Source organism: Klenkia sesuvii, from assembly GCF_037083825.1.
GTDB lineage: Bacteria > Actinomycetota > Actinomycetes > Mycobacteriales > Geodermatophilaceae > Klenkia > Klenkia sesuvii.
In genome coordinates, this window is sequence record NZ_JBAPLU010000005.1 from 63,342 (window position 1) to 81,735 (window position 18,394).

At 74.7% G+C, this 18,394-nt stretch carries 17 protein-coding genes; 2 read left to right on the forward strand and 15 right to left on the reverse strand.

Features of this window, described 5'->3' with window-relative positions:
* Positions 1 to 3: 3 nt before the first annotated feature.
* From TEK04_RS06590 to TEK04_RS06600, 3 genes are all read right to left on the reverse strand, one after another.
* Complete coding sequence (locus TEK04_RS06590) at positions 4 to 810, reverse strand: enoyl-CoA hydratase/isomerase family protein (RefSeq protein WP_336403526.1); 807 nt, start codon at positions 808 to 810, stop codon at positions 4 to 6.
* Entirely contained in the window at positions 807 to 1,070 is a 264-nt protein-coding gene (locus TEK04_RS06595; RefSeq protein ID WP_336403527.1) for a helix-turn-helix domain-containing protein, read from the reverse strand. The genes TEK04_RS06590 and TEK04_RS06595 overlap by 4 nt, the downstream gene beginning before the upstream one ends.
* Before the next feature lie 192 nt (positions 1,071 to 1,262).
* Positions 1,263 to 2,864, reverse strand: coding sequence for an ABC-F family ATP-binding cassette domain-containing protein (locus tag TEK04_RS06600; RefSeq protein ID WP_336403528.1), 1,602 nt, complete (start codon positions 2,862 to 2,864; stop codon positions 1,263 to 1,265).
* A 128-nt stretch (positions 2,865 to 2,992) separates the two neighbouring features.
* Between TEK04_RS06600 and TEK04_RS06605 the strand changes: the two genes are divergently transcribed.
* Positions 2,993 to 5,179, forward strand: a complete 2,187-nt coding sequence (locus TEK04_RS06605; protein WP_336403529.1) for an SCO7613 C-terminal domain-containing membrane protein — start codon at positions 2,993 to 2,995, stop codon at positions 5,177 to 5,179.
* A 108-nt stretch (positions 5,180 to 5,287) separates the two neighbouring features.
* Here TEK04_RS06605 and TEK04_RS06610 read toward each other — a convergent pair whose 3' ends face one another.
* Both TEK04_RS06610 and TEK04_RS06615 read right to left on the reverse strand, forming a co-directional pair.
* Entirely contained in the window at positions 5,288 to 5,683 is a 396-nt protein-coding gene (locus tag TEK04_RS06610; protein WP_336403530.1) for a TA system VapC family ribonuclease toxin, read from the reverse strand.
* Positions 5,680 to 5,907, reverse strand: coding sequence for a hypothetical protein (locus TEK04_RS06615; RefSeq protein ID WP_336403531.1), 228 nt, complete (start codon positions 5,905 to 5,907; stop codon positions 5,680 to 5,682). Before TEK04_RS06615 ends, TEK04_RS06610 begins: the two co-directional genes overlap by 4 nt.
* A gap of 158 nt (positions 5,908 to 6,065) precedes the next feature.
* On the opposite strand from TEK04_RS06615, the gene TEK04_RS06620 reads away from it, so the two are divergent.
* Complete coding sequence (locus TEK04_RS06620; protein ID WP_336403532.1) at positions 6,066 to 8,156, forward strand: SCO7613 C-terminal domain-containing membrane protein; 2,091 nt, start codon at positions 6,066 to 6,068, stop codon at positions 8,154 to 8,156.
* A gap of 123 nt (positions 8,157 to 8,279) precedes the next feature.
* Here TEK04_RS06620 and TEK04_RS06625 read toward each other — a convergent pair whose 3' ends face one another.
* The 10 genes from TEK04_RS06625 to TEK04_RS06670 form a co-directional block, all read right to left on the reverse strand.
* The gene (locus TEK04_RS06625; protein ID WP_336403533.1) at positions 8,280 to 8,753 is read right to left on the reverse strand and encodes a GNAT family N-acetyltransferase; all 474 of its coding nucleotides are present in this window, start codon (positions 8,751 to 8,753) and stop codon (positions 8,280 to 8,282) included.
* 146 nt (positions 8,754 to 8,899) lie between these two features.
* A complete protein-coding gene (locus TEK04_RS06630; RefSeq protein WP_336403534.1) occupies positions 8,900 to 9,289 on the reverse strand; it encodes a metal-sulfur cluster assembly factor in 390 nt (129 codons plus the stop codon).
* Entirely contained in the window at positions 9,286 to 9,741 is a 456-nt protein-coding gene (gene sufU, locus TEK04_RS06635) for a Fe-S cluster assembly sulfur transfer protein SufU (protein ID WP_336403535.1), read from the reverse strand. The genes TEK04_RS06630 and sufU overlap by 4 nt, the downstream gene beginning before the upstream one ends.
* Positions 9,738 to 11,063, reverse strand: a complete 1,326-nt coding sequence (locus TEK04_RS06640) for a cysteine desulfurase (protein ID WP_336403536.1) — start codon at positions 11,061 to 11,063, stop codon at positions 9,738 to 9,740. Before TEK04_RS06640 ends, sufU begins: the two co-directional genes overlap by 4 nt.
* Positions 11,060 to 11,839: a Fe-S cluster assembly ATPase SufC gene (sufC, locus tag TEK04_RS06645; RefSeq protein ID WP_336403537.1), complete on the reverse strand. Its 780-nt coding sequence runs from the start codon at positions 11,837 to 11,839 to the stop codon at positions 11,060 to 11,062. Before sufC ends, TEK04_RS06640 begins: the two co-directional genes overlap by 4 nt.
* A 15-nt stretch (positions 11,840 to 11,854) precedes the next feature.
* Positions 11,855 to 12,190, reverse strand: coding sequence for a non-heme iron oxygenase ferredoxin subunit (locus TEK04_RS06650; RefSeq protein ID WP_336403538.1), 336 nt, complete (start codon positions 12,188 to 12,190; stop codon positions 11,855 to 11,857).
* Positions 12,187 to 13,521 carry a Fe-S cluster assembly protein SufD gene (gene sufD / locus TEK04_RS06655; protein ID WP_336403539.1) on the reverse strand — a complete coding sequence of 445 codons (1,335 nt, stop codon included), beginning with the start codon at positions 13,519 to 13,521 and terminating at the stop codon, positions 12,187 to 12,189. Before sufD ends, TEK04_RS06650 begins: the two co-directional genes overlap by 4 nt.
* A complete protein-coding gene (gene sufB, locus TEK04_RS06660; RefSeq protein WP_336403540.1) occupies positions 13,521 to 14,957 on the reverse strand; it encodes a Fe-S cluster assembly protein SufB in 1,437 nt (478 codons plus the stop codon). Before sufB ends, sufD begins: the two co-directional genes overlap by 1 nt.
* Positions 14,954 to 15,748, reverse strand: coding sequence for a helix-turn-helix transcriptional regulator (locus TEK04_RS06665; RefSeq protein ID WP_336403541.1), 795 nt, complete (start codon positions 15,746 to 15,748; stop codon positions 14,954 to 14,956). The genes sufB and TEK04_RS06665 overlap by 4 nt, the downstream gene beginning before the upstream one ends.
* 115 nt (positions 15,749 to 15,863) lie before the next feature.
* Positions 15,864 to 18,323 (reverse strand): ATP-dependent Clp protease ATP-binding subunit, encoded by a 2,460-nt coding sequence (locus TEK04_RS06670; RefSeq protein WP_336403542.1) that lies wholly within the window; start codon positions 18,321 to 18,323, stop codon positions 15,864 to 15,866.
* Positions 18,324 to 18,394 lie beyond the last annotated feature (71 nt).

An 18,394-nucleotide genomic window follows, 5' to 3' on the forward strand; every position in this document is an offset into this window, starting at 1 on the left:
GGGTCAACCGGTGGTCGTCGGCGCCTGTTCCGCCACCGCTCCCCCGGCCACCGCGTGCAGCCTGCGGTACTGGGCGGCCCGCTCGGCGGCGTCCTGGCCCTCGGTGTCGGTGGCCGCGGCGCGGCGCACGAGGGCCGCGGTCTCGCGGCTCGCGGCGACGTCCGGGGCGAGGATCGCCGACACCAGCTCGGCGACGGTGCGGTCGAGCTCGGCGGCCGGGACGACGGCGTTGGCCAACCCGGCGGCGAGCGCCTCGGCCGCGCCCACCCGCCGTCCGGTCAGGCACATCTCCAGGGCCCGGCTGTAGCCGACGGCCTCCACGAGGGTGGAGGTGCCGGTCAGGTCGGGGACCAGGCCCAGCACGGCCTCGGGCAGCGCGAAGGTGGCCTCCTCGGCGCACACCCGCAGGTCGCAGGCCAACGCGAGCTGGGCGCCGGCACCGATGGCGTGCCCCTGCACGACGGCCACCGACACGATGCCGGGCCGGCGCAACCACCGGAAGCCGGCCTGGTAGCCGCGGATGCGCTCCTGCGCCCCCGCGGAGCCCAGGCCGACCAGCTCCCCCAACCCACCGGGCAGCGACGGGTCGGCGGAGAACAGCGACCGGTCCAGCCCGGCGGAGAAGGCCCGACCCGCGCCGCGGACGACCACGACCCGGACGTCGTCGGGCAGCGCGGCGCCGACCTCGGCGAGGGTGGTCCAGGTCGCCGGCACCTGCGCGTTGAGCTGGTCGGCCCGGTCGAGGGTGACGGTGAGGACCGGGCCCTCCTGCGAGGTGGTGACCCAGCCGCGCGCCGGGTCGCCGCTCACTTCTTCGGGTCGGGCGTGCTCGGCCGGTTGGCCCCGCCGCGACTGCGCAGCGTGGCGCCCGACTCGCTGAGCAGCCGGTGCACGAAGCCGTACGAACGGCCGGTGGAGGCGGCCAGCAGCCGGATGCTCTCACCGGCGTCGTAGCGCTTGCGGAGGTCCTCGGCCAGGGAGTTGCGGCTGTCGCCGGTGATCCGCTTGCCCTTGCTCAGGTCGGTGCCGTTCCCCGTCTCCGAGGCGTTCGCTGCGTTCGAGTCGGCCATGACTCCCCTGTCGTGCCAGCGTCCACCCCGGCGCGCGACCGAGGTCCCCCACTGGTAACCCGGACCGTCGTCCCGCTGACGTCGGCCTCGCACCGAATGATCACCCAGCCGCGCGACCGCCGCCCGCTGGAACGGCCCGGTCGCAGGGACCCGCGGGGCGCGGAGCGTCTCGTGGGGGGCGATCGGGTCCTGTCAGGCCAGCTCGACGAGCTCGGCGAAGTCGGCCGACCAGGTGTCCTCGGTGCCGTCGGGCAGCAGGATGACCTTGTCGGGGTCGAGCGCGGTGACCGCGCCCTCGTCGTGGGTGACCAGCACGATGGCCCCCTGGTAGGTGCGCAGCGCGTCGAGCACCTGCTCGCGGCTCGCCGGGTCGAGGTTGTTGGTCGGCTCGTCGAGCAGCAGCACGTTCGCCGCCGAGCACACCAGGGCGGCCATGGCCAGCCGGGTCTTCTCCCCGCCCGAGAGGGTGCCGGCCCGCTGGTCGACCGCCTCGCCGGAGAACAGGAACGCGCCGAGGATGCGGCGCAGCTCGGTGTCGGTCTGGTCGGGCGCGGCGGCCCGCATGACCTCCAGCAGCGAGCGGTCCATGTCCAGGGTCTCGTGCTCCTGGGCGTAGTAGCCCAGCCGGAGACCGTGGCCGGCCTTCACCTCGCCGGTGTCGGGGGTCTCGGTGCCGGCCAGCATGCGCAGCAGGGTGGTCTTGCCCGCACCGTTGAGCCCGAGGACGACGACCCGGGTGCCGCGGTCGATGGCCAGGTCGACGCCGGTGAAGATCTCCAGCGAGCCGTAGCTCTTGCTCAACCGCTCGGCCGTCAGCGGGGTCTTGCCGCAGGGCGCGGGGGTCGGGAAGCGCAGCTTGGCCACGCGGTCGGCCACCCGGACCTGCTCCAGGCCCGCCGCCAGGCGGGCGGCCCGCTTGTCCATCGACTGCGCAGCCTTGGCCTTGGTGGCCTTGGCGCGCATCTTGTCGGCCTGCGCGGTGAGGGCGCCGATCTTCTTCTCGGCGTTGGCCCGCTCGCTGCGCCGGCGACGCTCGTCGGTCTCGCGCGCCTCCAGGTACCGCTTCCAGCCCAGGTTGTAGACGTCGACGGTGGCCCGGTTGGCGTCGAGGTGCCACACCTTGTTGACGACGGCGGCCAGCAGCTCGACGTCGTGGCTGATGACCACCAGACCGCTCTTGTGGGTGGCCAGGAACCCCTTCAGCCAGGCGATGGAATCGGCGTCGAGGTGGTTGGTGGGCTCGTCGAGCAGCAGCGTCTCGGCGTCGGAGAACAGGATGCGGGCCAGCTCGACGCGGCGGCGCTGGCCACCGGACAGCGTGCTCAACGGCTGGGCGAGCACCCGGTCGGGCAGGCCCAGGTTGGTGCAGATGCGGGCGGCGTCGGACTCGGCCGCGTACCCGCCCATGGCGGCGAACTGGTCCTCCAGGCGACCGTAGCGGCGCACGGCCCGGTCCCGCTCGGCGTCGTCGGCGGGCTCGGCCATGGCGATCTGGGCCTTGGTCAGCTTGGCCTTGAGCTCGTCGAGGCCGCGGCCGGAGAGCACCCGGTCGCTGGCGGTGATCGAGAGGTCGCCGCTGCGCGGGTCCTGGGGCAGGTAGCCCAGCTCACCGACCTGCTCGACCTTGCCGGCGTGCGGCACGCGCTCGCCGGCCAGCGTGGTCAGCGTGGTGGTCTTGCCGGCCCCGTTGCGGCCCACCAGGCCGATGCGGTCACCGGGCTGGACGCGCAGGTCGGCGTCGCTGATGAGGATGCGGGCGCCCGCGCGCAGCTCCAGGCCGGTGGTGGTGATCACTGTGTCCAGGGTACCGGCGGAACAGCCCGGTTCCGAGCGCATGGCCGGTGACGTGGGTAGCACTACGCAGGCCGGCCCGGGTAGTGCACTGGAGGGCAGGGCGGTGCGGAGCGCCCACCCTCGGAGGCATGACTGCTCCGACCGCCCCCTGGGTGCTCCGCTGCCCGGTCTGCTCGACCCCGGTGGCCGACGCCGTCCCGGGCGGCCCCACCCACCCGGCCCACCCCGGTGCCCCGTGCCGCACCTGCGGCCTACCGGCCGCGGCGCACGCCGGGATGGTCGTCGGACGGATCGGGGTCACCCTGACCGAGCTGAGCCGCGACCGCGACGCCCTGCTGGCCACGCTGCGCACCCACGCCACGGCCCCGGTCCCCGCGCCTGCCCCGGCCGTCGCGCCGTCCCCGGTCCCTGCGCCGGTCGTGCACAGCTGGGCGCCTCCCCCGCCGCCCGGGCCGGGCCCGCGGCCCCCTGTGCCGCCCGTGCAGGGCCCGCCCGTGCCGGGTCTGGCGGCGCAGGACCCGCGGTCGGTGCGTCGACGGATCAGCCCGCAGCAGGTCCTGGTCGGCCTGGGCTCGTTGCTGGTGGTGGCCGCCGCGCTGGTCCTGGTCGCGGTCGCCTGGACCCGGTTCGGCATCGGCTTCCAGGCCGCCGTGATGGGCACCGCCACCGCCGCGGCCGCCGCCGGCTCCGGGTGGGCGGCCCGCCGGGGCCTGCGCGCGACCGAGGAGGGCCTGGCGGCCACCGCCACGGCGCTGCTGCTCATCGACGTCTGCGCCGCCCGCGCGCTCGGGCTGCTCGGCCTGGACGCCGTGGACGGCCTGCTCTACGGGGCGCTCGCCACGGCCCTGGTCGCCGTCCTCACCGCCGGGCTGGCCCGCACCACGCCCACCACCCTCGTCTGGCCGGCCGCCGCACTGCTGGCCGCGCAGCCGGTGCTGCCCCTGCTGTCCGGGTACCTGGGCGGCGGTGCGTCGACCGTGGCCGCGCTGCTGGTGATCGGCGCTGCGGACGTCGCGGTCGCCGGCCGGCTCCCCCGCTGGACCGGGGAGGTCGCCCGCGTGCTCGCCGGCACCGCCGCCGCCCTCGCCGTCCTGCGGGGCACCGAGCTCGCCTGGGTGGGCGGGGTCCCGGACGGCGTGGCCGCCACCGCCCTGCTCGTCGTCGGCGCCGCGGGCGCCGTCGTCGTCGTGGTGCGGTGGGCCGGCCGCGGCCTCGAGGTGCCGTTCCGGTTCGTCGCCGGGGTGCTGGCCGCCGCCCCGTCGCTGGCGGTGGCGGGGCTGGTGCTGCGCAGCGGCCCGGTCGGCGGTCCGGTGCTGGGTCTGACCGGTGTCGTGCTGGCAACCACACTGGTGCTCGTCCGCCGCAGCCCGCTGCAGCGGGAGCTCGCCGGCGGGGCCGGTGCGGTGCTGCTGCTGGCCGGCCTCGGCGAGCTGGTGGTGACCGACCGTCCGGCCGCCGTGGCCCTGGTCCTCCTCGCCGGGGTCGCGCCGGCCGCGCTCACCGCCGTCCTGGTCGCCCCCGCCCGGTCGACCGCGACCGCGGCCGTGCTCGCGCTGCCGGGGCTGGCCACGCTGTGCGCACGGGCCGGGGACGTCCTGCCGGCCACGACCGCCGGCCTGCTGCTGGCCGCCCTCGCCGCGCTGGCGCTCGGCCTGGCGACCCTGCGCCACGGCCAGCCGGAGGAGTGGGCCGCGGCGCTCACCGCGCCGGGGCTCGCCCTGGCCGCGGCCGGCACCGGGGCCTCGATCGGCGCGTGGGGTCAGGTGGGCGCTCAGCTGGGGGTGGTCGGCGCGGCCGGGCTCGCGTACGGGCTGGTCAGCGGGCGCACCGTCGTGCGCTGGACGGCGCTGGCCGACCTCGTGCTGGCCGGCTGGACCGCCCTGGCCGGGGCGGCGATCACCACACCGGAGGCCTACAGCCTGCCGTTGGCCGCCGCGTTGCTCGCCGCGGCTGGCCCCCGGCTGCTGCGCGGACCCTCGTGGGCCGGCTGGGGCCCCGGGCTGCTGGTCGGCTTCGCCCCCTCGGGGCTCGCCGCGGTGGCCGACGACGGCCCGCTCCGGGTCGTGCTGGTGCTCGCCGCCGGCGTCGTCGCGGTGGTGGCCGGGGCGCTGACCCACCGGCAGGCGCCGTTCCTGGTCGGCGCCGGGGCCCTCGCCGTCCTCGGCACCGTCGAGCTCGCCCCCGTGGTGTCGCGGCTGGACAGCTGGGTCCCGCTGGGCGCCGCCGGCCTGCTCCTCCTGGTGGTCGGCGCCACCTACGAACGTCGCCGCCAGCAGGCCCGAGAGGCCGTCGCCTGGGTCGGGCAGATGAGCTGACCGGCCCGCAGCCACGGGCCCGACTGTGCAGTTGCGGTCACCCACACCAGCGGGTTGCCGCGCGCCGTCGACCGCAACTGCACAGTCGACGGGGAGCAGGCCTGTCGGTCAGCGCGGGATCAGCACAGCCACGTCGGCGGCCGCCGCGGCCAGACCGGCGTCCAACGTGGCCAGCCGAGCCCCCCGGGCCCGGGCGAGGCCGGCCAGGTAGGCGTCGGTCACCTGGCCGTGGCCGAGCACGTGGTCGAGCGACACGTCGGCGTAGGACACCGCGTCGGGCCAGAACTCGGTCCCCGGTCGAGCAGCCACCTGCGCGACCGCGGACCGCGCGTCCGCCCCCGGGACACCGACCCGGACCAGGAAGCGCACCAGGGCGCCTTCCGTGATCGGGCAGACGGCCACGTCGCGATGAGCCTCCACCCACGACGACGCCGCGTCGTGGTGCTCGTGGTCGGCGACCACCAGTGCGATCAGGACGCTCGCATCGAGCAGGACGACGGTCACTCCTCGAGCGCGGCGGCGACGTCCTCGGCCGAGACCGGATGGCCCAGCGAGATGACCGGGAATCCGGACCGCACGTCCGTCGAGACACGGAGCGGCTCATCGCGCAGGGCCAGGCCCCGCACGGTCAGCTCGGCGACGACGGAGGACAGCGAACGACCCTCGCGCGCGGCGATCTCGCTCGCCCGGCGATGGGCTGCCGGAGGCAGGTCGACGGTGGTGCGCACGGACAGCATCATACGTGCATCAGAACCGATGCAGCCAGATCGCACCCTCGCCTGCACAGCTGAGGCGGTTCACTCGGCGGGTCGGCGCGTGCCACCGACCGCGACTGCGGACCAGCGACGGGTGCGCCGGCCCGGCTCACCTCCCCTACCGTGGCGGGATGCAGGTGCGCCCCCGGCCGGCCGACCCCGAGGCCTACCCCCCGGCGCTCGGCTCCTACCCGCCGCGGGTGCGCCCGGTCGCGCTCCCCGACCGGGTCACCCCGCAGCAGCTGCTCGTGGGTGCCGGGATGGTCGCCGTGCTGGGGGCCACGCTGTCCACCTTCACCGTGGGCACCCCGGCCGGCGTGGTGGCGGTCAGCGTCCTGCTCGTCGTCGCCGCGGCCCTCGCCGTGCTCGCGGGCCACACCGGCGGCCGGACGGCGGGCGAGGCGCTCGCGCTGGGCGCTGTCGCTGCAGCGGGCACCCTCGTGGTGGTCGGCGCGCTCACCGCCCCGGTCCCCGCCCTGGCCGCCGGCACCCTCAGCGCGTTCGTCACGTTCGCCACGGCGGCGCTGTACCTGGTGGCGCCGCAGCTGCGCGCCTGGCCGGTGGCCTCCTGGCTGGCGGGACAGGCGACGGTGGTCGCGGTGCTGGTGGGCACCGACCTGCCGGCGGTGCTGACCGCAGGAGCGCTCCTGGGCACGTCGCTGGTGGGGTTGGCCCTCGCCTGGTTCGGCGACGGCGCCCGTCACGGGGTGCTCAGCCACGCCGGCCTGCTGGGCAGCGTGCCGTGGTGGGCCGCCGGCGTGTGGGGCGTCGAACGGGCCGCGTGGGCCGGCGACGGCGCCCCCCTCACGGCGGTGCTCGGTGTCGGCGCGGCCCTCGGCCTGCTACTCACGACCGCGCGCCGTGTGCCCGAGCTGCCGGTGGCCGGTGCCGCCGTGCCGGTGCTGGCCGGGTTCACCGCCGGGTCGGTGCTCGCCGGTGCGGCCTCGGCCGCCGGGCCCGACTGGGTGCTCGGCTCGGGCTTCCTCGGGCTGCTGCTGGCCGCCGTGGTCGCGGTCGCCGCCTCCCGCGGCCCGGCCTGGGTGCCGCGCGACGCCGGGCTCGCCGCCGCAGGCACGCTGACCCTGCTGGCCGCCCTGGGCACCGGGTGGGCCGGGCGCTGGGGGGACCTCGGTTTCCTGCTCGTCACCACCGCCGCGGCCGCCGTCCTGCTGTCGGTGCGCGACCGCGAGACCCGTCCCTCGACCGTCCCGGTAGCCGTCGGGGCGCTGGCGCTGGCGGTGGTCACGCTCACCGGGGAGGGGCCGCTGACCGGCGCCGGCATCGGCGCGGCCCTGGTCGTGGTGGCGGTGACGGCGCTGGCCGAGGCCGTCGTCCTCGCCGTCGTGCTGCCCCGGCGGGCCGGGGCGCGGGTGCGCGCCTGGGTGCGGGCGCGCACCGGACGGGCCACGTCGGCCCCCCGCGGACCCGTGGACGACGTCCGCTACGCGTTCTCGGCCGCCGACACCGGACGCCGGCCGGCACCGACCCGGGTCGACGAGCCGGTGCAGTCACTGGAAGACCCGGCCGACTCCCCCGACGAGCGGGCGGCCACCTCGGCCGCCGGCACCGGCACCGTGGTCGGGTTGCTGGGCGTCGCGACGGCGGCGTCGTCCGGCTCCTACGGGGTCACCGCAGCGCTGCTGGCGGTGCTGGGACTGGCGCTCATGGGGCACGGCGACGTCACCCGCGGCACCCGCCTGCCCGGGGTGCCCGACGACGAGGTCGAGGTGCGCGGGCGCGGCACCCGCACCCTCGGCGGCCTGGCGGTCGTCGCCGCCTGCGCGATCGGTGCCGCGCTGGCGGGCTGGTCGGCCTGGGAGGCGGTGACCGTGCCCGCGGGGGTCGTGCTGCTGGCCGGTCGGTGGCGGTCGCTGCCGCACGGCCCGTCGCCGCGCACCTGGGGTCCCGGGCTGGCCGTGGCCCTGCTGCCGTCGGTGCTGCTGACCGTCGTCGACCCCACCCCGGCCCGGCAGGTGACCGTGCTTGTGGTCTCGCTGGTGATGGTGCTGGCCGGCCTCGGCTGGGCCGTGCGCGCCCCGTTCGTGCTGGGCCTGGTCGGGGTGGTCGGCGTGACGGCGGGTTGGCTGCTCGACGACGCCCCGACGCCGTGGGTGGTGGCCCTGCTCCTGGTCGGTGCGGCCCTGGTCGGCGCCGGTGCCGTGCGCGAGCGCCAACGCCGCCGCGGCGAGCCCGTGCCCGCCCTGGTGCGCACCCTGCGCTGACCGGTTCGGCACCACCCCTGCGGGAAGGCGCCACCCGGGTCGCGCAGGGCACCCTCGGCCACCAACCGCACGGACGGCCAGGGCGTGGTCACGCAGGGTCGGACGGCTCGTCAGGGGCCGGTGTCAGGAGCCGAAGAGGCTCTCGGCGCACACCACGCGGTAGCCGGCAGCGAGGAAGCTGCGCATCGAGGCCGTGTTGGCCGGGGCCACCTGGGCCCACAGCGGCCCGTCGACCAGAGCCGGGGCGGCTGCGGCGAGCGCGGTGCCGAGACCGCGGCCCCGGGCGGCCGGGTCGACCTCGATGCTGACCTCCCACCGGCCGCACAGCCCGCGGCCGAGCGAGAGCACCGCGGCGCCGCCAGGGGTGCCGAGCACCTGCACGTCGGTGCGGTGCCGGTGCGCCCGCTGCACCCGCAGGTGGCCGGGTCGGTGCAGTGGCTGCAACGGGATGGCCGGGGCCACCGGGGCGGCGGGTGCGACCAGCACGGCGTCCACCACGCCCGGTTCGACCCCGGTCTCGTCGGCCAGGGCGGTCAGGAACCGCGCCGACAGCGGCGCCGCGATCGGGTCCGGGGCGGCGGCGATCCACGCCTGCACCCACCCCGGGTCGACGTCGGCGCCGACCCAGGTTCAAGCGGTGCCGCCCACGACGACGGCCCGCGCCCCGAGGGGCGCGGGCCGTACCGTCACGCTTCCGTCAGCCGGCGGGTCGTCGCTCCGCACCAGCCGGTCGAGGAGCTCGTTCAGACCCGGAAGCCGAGCGCGCGGAGCTGCTCGCGGCCGTCGTCGGTGATCTTGTCCGGGCCCCACGGCGGCATCCAGACCCAGTTGATCCGGATGTCGTCGACCAGGCCGGGGCCGGGGCCGCCGGTGAGCGCCTGGCGGGCCTGGTCCTCGATGACGTCGGTCAACGGGCAGGCCGCCGAGGTCAGGGTCATGTCGATGACGGCGATGTTGTTCTCGTCGACGTCCAGCCCGTAGACCAGGCCCAGGTCGACGACGTTGACACCCAGCTCGGGGTCGACGACGTCGCGCATGGCCTCCTCGAGCTCCTCGAGGTCGGCCTTGATGACGGGCGCGGCAGAAGCCGCCGGGGCCGCCGGGGCCTCGGTGGTCGGGGTGCTCTCGGTCATGCTGCGGGTCCTCCCCAGGCTCGGGCGCTGGCGTCCTTGAGGGCCATCCAGCTCATCAGCGCGCACTTGATGCGCGCGGGGTACTTGGACACACCGGCGAACGCGACGGCGTCCTCCAGGGTGTCCTCGAGCTCGTCGGCGACCGCCTGGTCGCCCTTGGCCTGCATGAGCTTCATGAAGTCGTCGCCGGTGGCCAGGGCGTCCTGCACGCTCTTCTCGACCACCAGGTCGTACATCGCCGACACCGACGCCTGGCTGATCGAGCAGCCCATGCCCTCGTACGAGACGTCGGTGAGCGTGTCGCCGTCGACCTTCACCCGCAGGGTCACCTCGTCCCCGCACGTGGGGTTGACGTGGTGCACCTCGGCGTCGAACGGCTCGCGCAGACCGCGGCCGTGCGGGTTGCGGTAGTGGTCCAGGATGATCTCCTGGTACATGTCCTGCAGCTTCATCGGGCCTCCTCAGGCACGTCAACACCGAAGAAGCGCTGGGCATGCCGCACGCCCTCGACCAGCGCGTCGACGTCGTCGTAGCCGGTGTGCACGTAGAACGTGGCCCGGGTGGTGGCCGGCACGCCGTACCGGCGCACGACCGGCCACGCGCAGTGGTGCCCGACCCGGACGGCGATGCCCTGGTCGTCGAGCACCTGGCCGACGTCGTGCGGGTGGATGCCCTCGACCGTGAAGCTGATCGCGCCACCGCGGGCCACCGTGTCGACCGGGCCGATGACCGTGACGCCGGGGATGGCCTGCAGCTGCGCCAGGGCGTAGGCGGTCAGCGCCTCCTCGTGGGCCAGCACGTTCTCCATGCCCAGCCCGGTGAGGTAGTCGCAGGCCGCGGCCAGGCCGACCACCTGCGCGGTCATCGGCACCCCGGCCTCGAACCGCTGCGGCGGCGGGGCGAAGGTGCTGCCCTCCATGCGCACGACCTCGATCATCGAGCCGCCGGTGAGGAAGGGCGGCAGCGCCGCCAGCACCTCCGAACGACCCCACAGCACGCCGACGCCGGTGGGCCCGAGCATCTTGTGCCCGGAGAACACCAGGAAGTCCGCGCCCAGGGTGGACACGTCGACCGGCTGGTGCGGCACCGACTGCGCGCCGTCGACCATCACCAGCGCCCCGACCTCGCGGGCACGGGCGATGATCGGCTCCAGCGGGGGCATGGTGCCGAGGATGTTCGACTGCTGGGTGACGGTGACCAGCTTGGTGCGCTCGTTGACCACCGTGTCCAGGTCGGAGAGGTCCAACCGGCCGTCGTCGGTCAGCCCGATCCACCGGAGCGTGGCCCCGGTGCGCTCGCACAGCTGCTGCCAGGGCACGAGGTTGGCGTGGTGCTCCATCTCGGTCACCACGACCTCGTCGCCCTGCCCGACCGCGTACCGGCGGAACTCGGGCTCCTTGGCCGTGGCGGCGTTGCTCATCGCGTAGGCGACGAGGTTGATCGACTCGGTGGAGTTCCGGGTGAGCACGACCTCATCGGGCTGCCCGCCGATGAACGAGGCAATCGTCGCCCGGGCCGCCTCGTAGGCCTCGGTGGCCTCCTCGGCGAGGGCGTGCGCGCCGCGGTGGGGGGCGGCGTTGACGTTCTCGTAGAACCAGCGCTCGGCGTCGAGCACCTGGCGGGGCTTCTGCGAGGTGGCGCCGGAGTCGAGGTAGACCAGCCGCTTCCCGTCCCGGACCGTGCGGCCCAGGATTGGGAAGTCGGCCCGCACCGCCTCGACGTCCAGCGGGAGCGGTGCGCGCTCCGTCCCGGAGCGCGAGGCGGTCGCGGTCATGCGGCCTCGGTGCCCTTCAGGTACGCGGCGTAGCCCTCGTTCTCCAGCTTGTCGGCCAGCTCCTTGCCGCCCTCCTCGACGACCCGGCCGGCCACGAAGACGTGGACGAAGTCGGGCTCGATGTAGCGCAGGATGCGGGTGTAGTGCGTGATGAGCAGGACGCCGACGTCGTTGCCGGCCTTGGCCCGGTTGACGCCCTCGGAGACCACGCGCAGGGCGTCGACGTCCAGGCCCGAGTCGGTCTCGTCCAGGATCGCGATCTTCGGCTTGAGCAGGCCCATCTGCAGGATCTCGTGGCGCTTCTTCTCACCGCCGGAGAAGCCCTCGTTGACGTTGCGCTCGGCGAAGGCCGAGTCCATCTCCAGGGCCTCCATCTCGGTGCGCACGTCCTTGACCCAGGTGCGCAGCTTCGGGGCCTCGCCCGAGACGGCGGTCTTGGCGGTGCGCAGGAAGTTCGACACCGAGACGCCGGGGACCTCGACCGGGTACTGCATGGCCAGGAACAGGCCGGCGCGGGCGCGCTCGTCGACGCTCATCTCCAGCACGTCCTCGCCGTCGAGGGTGACCGTGCCGCCGGTGATCGTGTACTTGGGGTGCCCGGCGATGGAGTAGGCCAGCGTCGACTTGCCCGAGCCGTTGGGCCCCATGATCGCGTGGGTCTCGCCGCTGCGGATGGTGAGGTCGACGCCGCGGAGGATCTCCTTGGCCTCGGCGCCCTCGCCCACGGTGACGTGCAGGTCGCGGATCTCCAGCACGCTGCCGGTGCTCTCGGTCATCTGGTGGTGCCTCTCTCAGTTCTCGGCCGCGGCGGTGTCGACGAGGACGTCGTCACCCTCCACGCGGACCGGGTGGGTGGTGACCGGCTTGTTGGCCGGCAGGTTGGTGGGCTCACCCGTGCGCAGGTCGAAGCACGACCCGTGCCAGGTGCACTCGATGGTGGGGACGCCGTCGACCATCTCGACCTCGCCCCCGTCGCTCAGCGGGTAGTCCTGGTGCGAGCACAGGTCGGTGAGGGCGTAGACCTCGCCGTCGTGCCGGGCGAGCACGAGCTCGACCCCGCCGACGACGACCGGGACGGCCTCGCCCTCGCCCACCTCGCTCAGCGCGCAGGCCCGCTGGAAGCTCATGCCGGCTGCAGCTCCGACTCGGGGTGCTCCTGCTCCTCGAGGCCGGGCAGCGCACCGAGGCGCTGCTCGATCGAGCCCATGAGCCGGTCGGCCAGCGCCGGGACACCGATCTTCTCCACCACGTCGGCGAAGAACCCGCGCACCACGAGGCGTCGAGCGGTCTCGGCGTCGATCCCGCGCGAGCAGAGGTAGAACAGCTGCTCGTCGTCGAACCGCCCGGTGGCGCTGGCGTGGCCGGCGCTGACGATCTCGCCGGTCTCGATCTCGAGGTTGGGCACCGAGTCGGCGCGGGCGCCGTCGGTGAGCACCAGGTTGCGGTTGAGCTCGTAGGTCTCGGTCCCGGTGGCGGCCGGGCGGATGCGGACGTCGCCGACCCACACCGTGTGCGCCTCCTCGCCCTGCAGCGCGCCCTTGTAGACGACGTTGCTGACGCAGTTGGGCGTCGAGTGGTCGACCCAGAGCCGGTGCTCCTGGTGCTGGGTCTCGTCGGCGAAGTACACGCCGGAGAGGTCGGCGGTGCCGCCGGTGCTCGTGTAGTCGACGTTGCTGACCAGGCGCACGAGGTCACCGCCCAGGGTCACCACGACCTGGGTGTAGGTGGCGTCGCGGCCGACGACGGCGTCGTACTGCCCGCCGTGCACCGCGCCGGGTGCCCAGTCCTGCACGCTGACCAGCTCGACCTGGGCGCCGTCGCCGACGACCACGGCCACCCCGCCGGAGTAGGTGGCCTCGCCGGAGTGGTCGAGGACGACGGTGGCCGCGGCGTTCGCCCCGACCTCGACGACGGTCATGCCCCACACGACGTCGTCGGCCCCCGTGCCGCGCAGCGACAGGGTGACCGGGCGGTCGAGCTGGGCCTCGGCCGGGACGCGCACGACGGTGGCGCCGCCGGCGTTGACCCGGGTGAGCGCCGCCAGGCGGTCGACCGGCTGGGGCAGGCCCGCGAGCAGGGGGTCGTCGGCGCCGACGGTGGTGAGCTCGACGCCGTCGGGCAGGTCGGTCTCGACCGAGAGCCGGGCGTCGGAGGCCGCCCCCTCCAGCAGCGGGCGGACCCGCTTCATGGGGGTGAAGCGCCATTCCTCCTCGCGGCCGGTGACGACCGGGAAGTCGTCGGGGTCGGTGGAGGTGAACCGCTCGGCCGGCGACCCGGTGGGCGCGGGCCCGCCGTGGCTGTGCGCACCGGCCGGGCCGCCGGTGCCCGCGGCGGGCGTGGTCGGCGGGCCGGCCTGCGCGCCGACGCCGTCGGCGAAAAGCTCGCTGGCCAGCGCGGCGGACTCGGCCGGCCCGGCGACGGTGGCCGGCTCGGTCGGGGTCGTGTTGGAGTCGGTCATCAGCCGACGGCACCTTCCATCTGCAGCTCGATCAGGCGGTTCAGCTCGAGGGCGTACTCCATGGGCAGCTCGCGGGCGATCGGCTCGACGAAGCCGCGCACGACCATCGCCATCGCCTCGTCCTCGGACAGACCGCGGCTCATCAGGTAGAAGAGCTGGTCCTCGCTGACCCGGGAGACCGTGGCCTCGTGGCCCATGGCGACGTCGTCCTCGCGGACGTCGACGTAGGGGTAGGTGTCCGAGCGGCTGATGGTGTCGACCAGCAGCGCGTCGCACTTCACCGTCGACCTCGACCCGTGGGCGCCCTCGTCGATCTGCACGAGACCGCGGTAGGAGGTGCGGCCACCGCCCCGGGCGACGGACTTGCTCACGATGGTCGAGGAGGTGTGCGGGGCGGCGTGCACCATCTTGGCGCCGGCGTCCTGGTGCTGGCCCTCGCCGGCGAAGGCGATGCTCATGACCTCGCCCTTGGCGTGCTCGCCGGTCATCCAGACGGCCGGGTACTTCATCGTCACCTTGGAGCCGATGTTGCCGTCGACCCACTCCATGGTCGCGCCCTCGTGGGCCACGGCCCGCTTGGTGACCAGGTTGTAGACGTTGTTCGACCAGTTCTGGATGGTCGTGTACCGGCAGCGCGCGTTCTTCTTCACGACGATCTCGACGACCGCCGAGTGCAGCGAGTCGCTCTTGTAGATCGGGGCGGTGCAGCCCTCGACGTAGTGCACGTAGGCGCCCTCGTCGATGACCATCAGGGTGCGCTCGAACTGACCCATGTTCTCGGTGTTGATCCGGAAGTAGGCCTGCAGCGGGATCTCGACGTGCACGCCCGGCGGCACGTAGATGAAGGAGCCACCCGACCACACGGCCGTGTTCAGCGCGGCGAACTTGTTGTCGCCGGACGGGATGACCGAGCCGAAGTACTCGCGGAAGAGGTCCTCGTGCTCGCGCAGCGCGGTGTCGGTGTCCAGGAACAGGACGCCCTGCTCCTCGAGGTCCTCGCGGATCTTGTGGTAGACGACCTCGGACTCGTACTGCGCGGCCACCCCGGCGATCAGCCGCTGCTTCTCGGCCTCGGGGATGCCCAGCTTGTCGTAGGTGTTCTTGATGTCCTCGGGCAGCTCGTCCCAGCTGGCCGCCTGGGCCTCGGTGGAGCGCACGAAGTACTTGATGTTCTGGAAGTCGATGCCGGAGAGGTCCGAGCCCCAGTCGGGCATGGGCTTCTTGCCGAAGAGCTTGAGCGCCTTCAGCCGACGCTCGAGCATCCACTCGGGCTCGTTCTTGCGCGCGGAGATGTCGCGGACGACGTCCTCGTTCAGCCCGCGCTTGGCCGAGGCGCCGGCGGTGTCGGCGTCGGCCCAGCCGTACTGGTAGCGGCCGAGCTGGTCGATCTGCTCGTCCTGGGTCAGCGGCGTGGTGGGCTGCTGGGTGGTGGTCATGCGGGCGTCCTCTCCCGGGCTGACTGGGGGGTGGGGCTCGGTGCGGGGCGTGCGCCGTGCCGTGCTGGCGCCGCCCGCTCGATGGGTGAAGGGCGTGGGCCCCGGCTGGTGTTCCCGGGGATGTGGGTGGTGCAGATGCCGTCGCCGTGGGCGATGGTGGCCAGCCGCTGCACGTGCGTGCCGACCAGCCGGCCGATCACCGCGGTCTCGGCCTCGCACAGCTGCGGGAACTCGGCCGCGACGTGCGCCACCGGGCAGTGGTGCTGGCACAGCTGCCCGCCGCTGGAGATCGCCGAGGCCGAGGCAGCGTAGCCCTCGGCCGTCAGCGCCTCGGCGAGCACCTGCGCCCGGTCGACGGGGGCGCTCGAGGTGGTGGCGGCCCGCGCGACGGCGGTGGAGCAGCGCTCCTCCAGCCCGGCCAGCTGCTGCTCGGCGACGTCGCGGACGGCGTCGGCGCCGCCGTGCGCGGCGACGAACCGCAGCGCGGTGAGGGCCAGGTCGTCGTAGGCGTGCGGGAAGCCCGCGCGGCCGGCGTCGGTGAGCACGAAGTGCCGGGCCGGGCGGCCCCGGCCGCGAACCGAGCCGGGCAGGGCCCGCTCGGCGGCGCGGCCCTCGGCGACGAGGGAGTCCAGGTGCCGGCGGACGGCGGCCGGGGAGACGCCCAGGCGGCCGGCGAGCTCGGTGGCGGTCTGGGCGCCGTGCTCGAGCAGCAGGCCGGTGACACGGTCCCGCGTGCGCCCGTCGTCGGGGGTCGCCGACGGCCGGGCGGACGACACCGCGTTGGATTCCACAACACGAGTGTGCGCTATTTCCCGGACGTCGCAAGCAAGGACGACCTAACCCGAACGCCCAGCCCACGGGGGGTGCCGGCCGCCGCCGGCACCCCCCGTGGCACCCCGTGCCAGGTCAGACGGCCGCCGGGTGGTCGACCGCGAAGTCCAGCGCCCCGTCGACGACCCCCACCCGCAACCGCTGACCGCGGTGCAGCTCACCGGCCAGCACCATGCGGGAGACCGGGTTGTCCACCTGGCGCTGGATGGCGCGACGCAACGGACGCGCCCCGTAGGCCGGCTCGTGGCCCCGCTCGGCGAGCCAGGCCACCGCCTCCTCGTCGAACGCGACCTCGATGTCCTGGGCGGCCAGCCGACGACGGGTCTCGTCCAGCAGCAGGTCGGTGATGCGGGCCAGCTGGGCGGCCTCCAGCTGCCGGAAGACCACGATCTCGTCGACCCGGTTCAGGAACTCCGGCCGGAAGGCCTCCCGCAGCCGGCGCAGGACGGCGTCCCGGACGTCGCGACCGCCGTCGTCGGCGCCCGAGGTGAAGCCCAGCGGGCCGTGCGCGGCGTTGACGATGGCCTCCGAACCCAGGTTGGAGGTCATCACCACGACGGTGTTGGTGAAGGAGACCGTGCGGCCCTGCGAGTCGGTCAGGCGACCGTCGTCCAGCAGCTGCAGCAGCGTGTTGAACACGTCCGGGTGCGCCTTCTCGACCTCGTCGAGCAGCACCACCGAGTAGGGGTTGCGACGCACCGCCTCGGTGAGCTGGCCGGCGTCCTCGTAGCCCACGTACCCGGGGGGCGAGCCGACCAGCCGGCTGACGGTGTGCCGCTCGGAGAACTCGCCCATGTCCAGCCGGACCATCTTCTCCTGGTCGCCGAACAGGGCCTCGGCGAGCGCCCGGGCCAGCTCGGTCTTGCCGACGCCGGTCGGGCCGAGGAACAGGAAGCTGCCGATCGGCCGGTCCGGGTCGCCCAGCCCGGCGCGCGACCGGCGCACCGCCTCCGCGACGACGTCGACGGCCTCGTCCTGGCCGACGACGCGGGCGTGCAGCACCTCCTCCAGCCGCAGCAGCCGGTCCCGCTCCTCCTCGGTCAGCTGGGCCACCGGGATGCCCGTGGACCGGGAGACCACCTCGGCGACCTCGGCGACGCCGACCTCGGGGACGCCGGACTCGCCGCCGGAGCGGGCCGTGGTCAACCGCTGCTGCGCGGCGGCCAGCTCGTCGCGCAGGCCGGAGGCGCGCTCGTACTGCTCGGCGGCCACGGCCTGGTCCTTCTCCCGGCCCAGCCGCTCGACCTCCTGCTCCAGCGACCGCAGGTCGGTGGTCGGACGGCGCACCCGCAGCCGCACCCGGGCGCCGGCCTGGTCGACCAGGTCGATGGCCTTGTCGGGCAGGTGCCGGTCGGCGACGTAGCGGTCGGACAGCTCCGCCGCGGCGACCAGCGCCTCGTCGGTGAACCGCACCTGGTGGTGGGCCTCGTACCGGTCGCGCAGGCCGCGCAGGATCTCCACGGTGTCGGACACGCTGGGCTCGCCCACCAGGATGGGCTGGAACCGGCGCTCCAGGGCGGGGTCCTTCTCGATGCTGGTGCGGTACTCGTCCAGCGTGGTGGCGCCGATGACGTGCAGCTCCCCGCGGGCCAGCGCCGGCTTGAGGATGTTGCCCGCACCGGCCGAGCCCTCCGACCCGCCGGCGTTCACCACGGTGTGCAGCTCGTCGACGAAGACCAGGACCGAGTCGGAGTGCGCCCGGATCTCGTCCAGGACCTTGCCGAGCCGCTCCTCGAAGTCGCCGCGGTAGCGGGTGCCGGCGACCAGGCCGGTGAGGTCGAGCTCGACGAGCCGGCGGCCGCGGAGCACGTCGGGGACGTCGCCGGCCACGATCTGGGCGGCGATGCCCTCCACGACGGCGGTCTTGCCGACGCCGGCCTCGCCGATGAGCACGGGGTTGTTCTTGGTGCGGCGGGACAGCACCTCGATGGTCTGCTCGATCTCGTCGGCCCGGCCGATGACCGGGTCGATCCTGCCGTCGCGGGCCAGCGCGGTGAGGTCGCGGCCGTACTGGTCCAGCGTCGGGGTGTCCGAGGCCGCCTGCTCGGCCGGGGCGCCGCTGGCCGCGCGCTGCAGGGACTCCGGTGTCACCTGCGCGCCGGTCAGCTGCCGACCCGCGACGGAGTCGGCGTTGAGCGCCAACGCGAAGAGCAGGTGCTCGGGGCCGATGTAGGTGGACCCGCTGGCCCGGGACACCTGGTGGGCGTCGAGCAGCGCGCGCTTGGCCGCGGGGGTGAGGACGACGGGCCCGTCGGAGGGCTCCCCGACCCGCAGCGAGCCCTCCAGGCCGGTGCGCAGCTGGTCGGGGTCGGCACCGGCGCGGGCCAGCAGGGTGCGGGTGGGCTCCTGGCCGGCCAGCGCCCACAGCAGGTGCGGGGCGTCGAGGTCCCGGCTGCCCCAGCCCGCCGCCTGCTGGGCGGCGGCGACCAGGGTCTCGCGGGCGTGGTCGGACAGCAGCTGGGTCAGGTCGACCCGCTGCATGCCTCGGCGGTTGCCGAAGAAGGAGGAGGAGAAGTCGTCGAAGGGAGAGGTCACGGAGTGCGCTCCAGGGTTGTCGGCCTGCGCCGACCCGGTGGCCGGGTCTCGACCGGGGTCGTGCGCCGCGG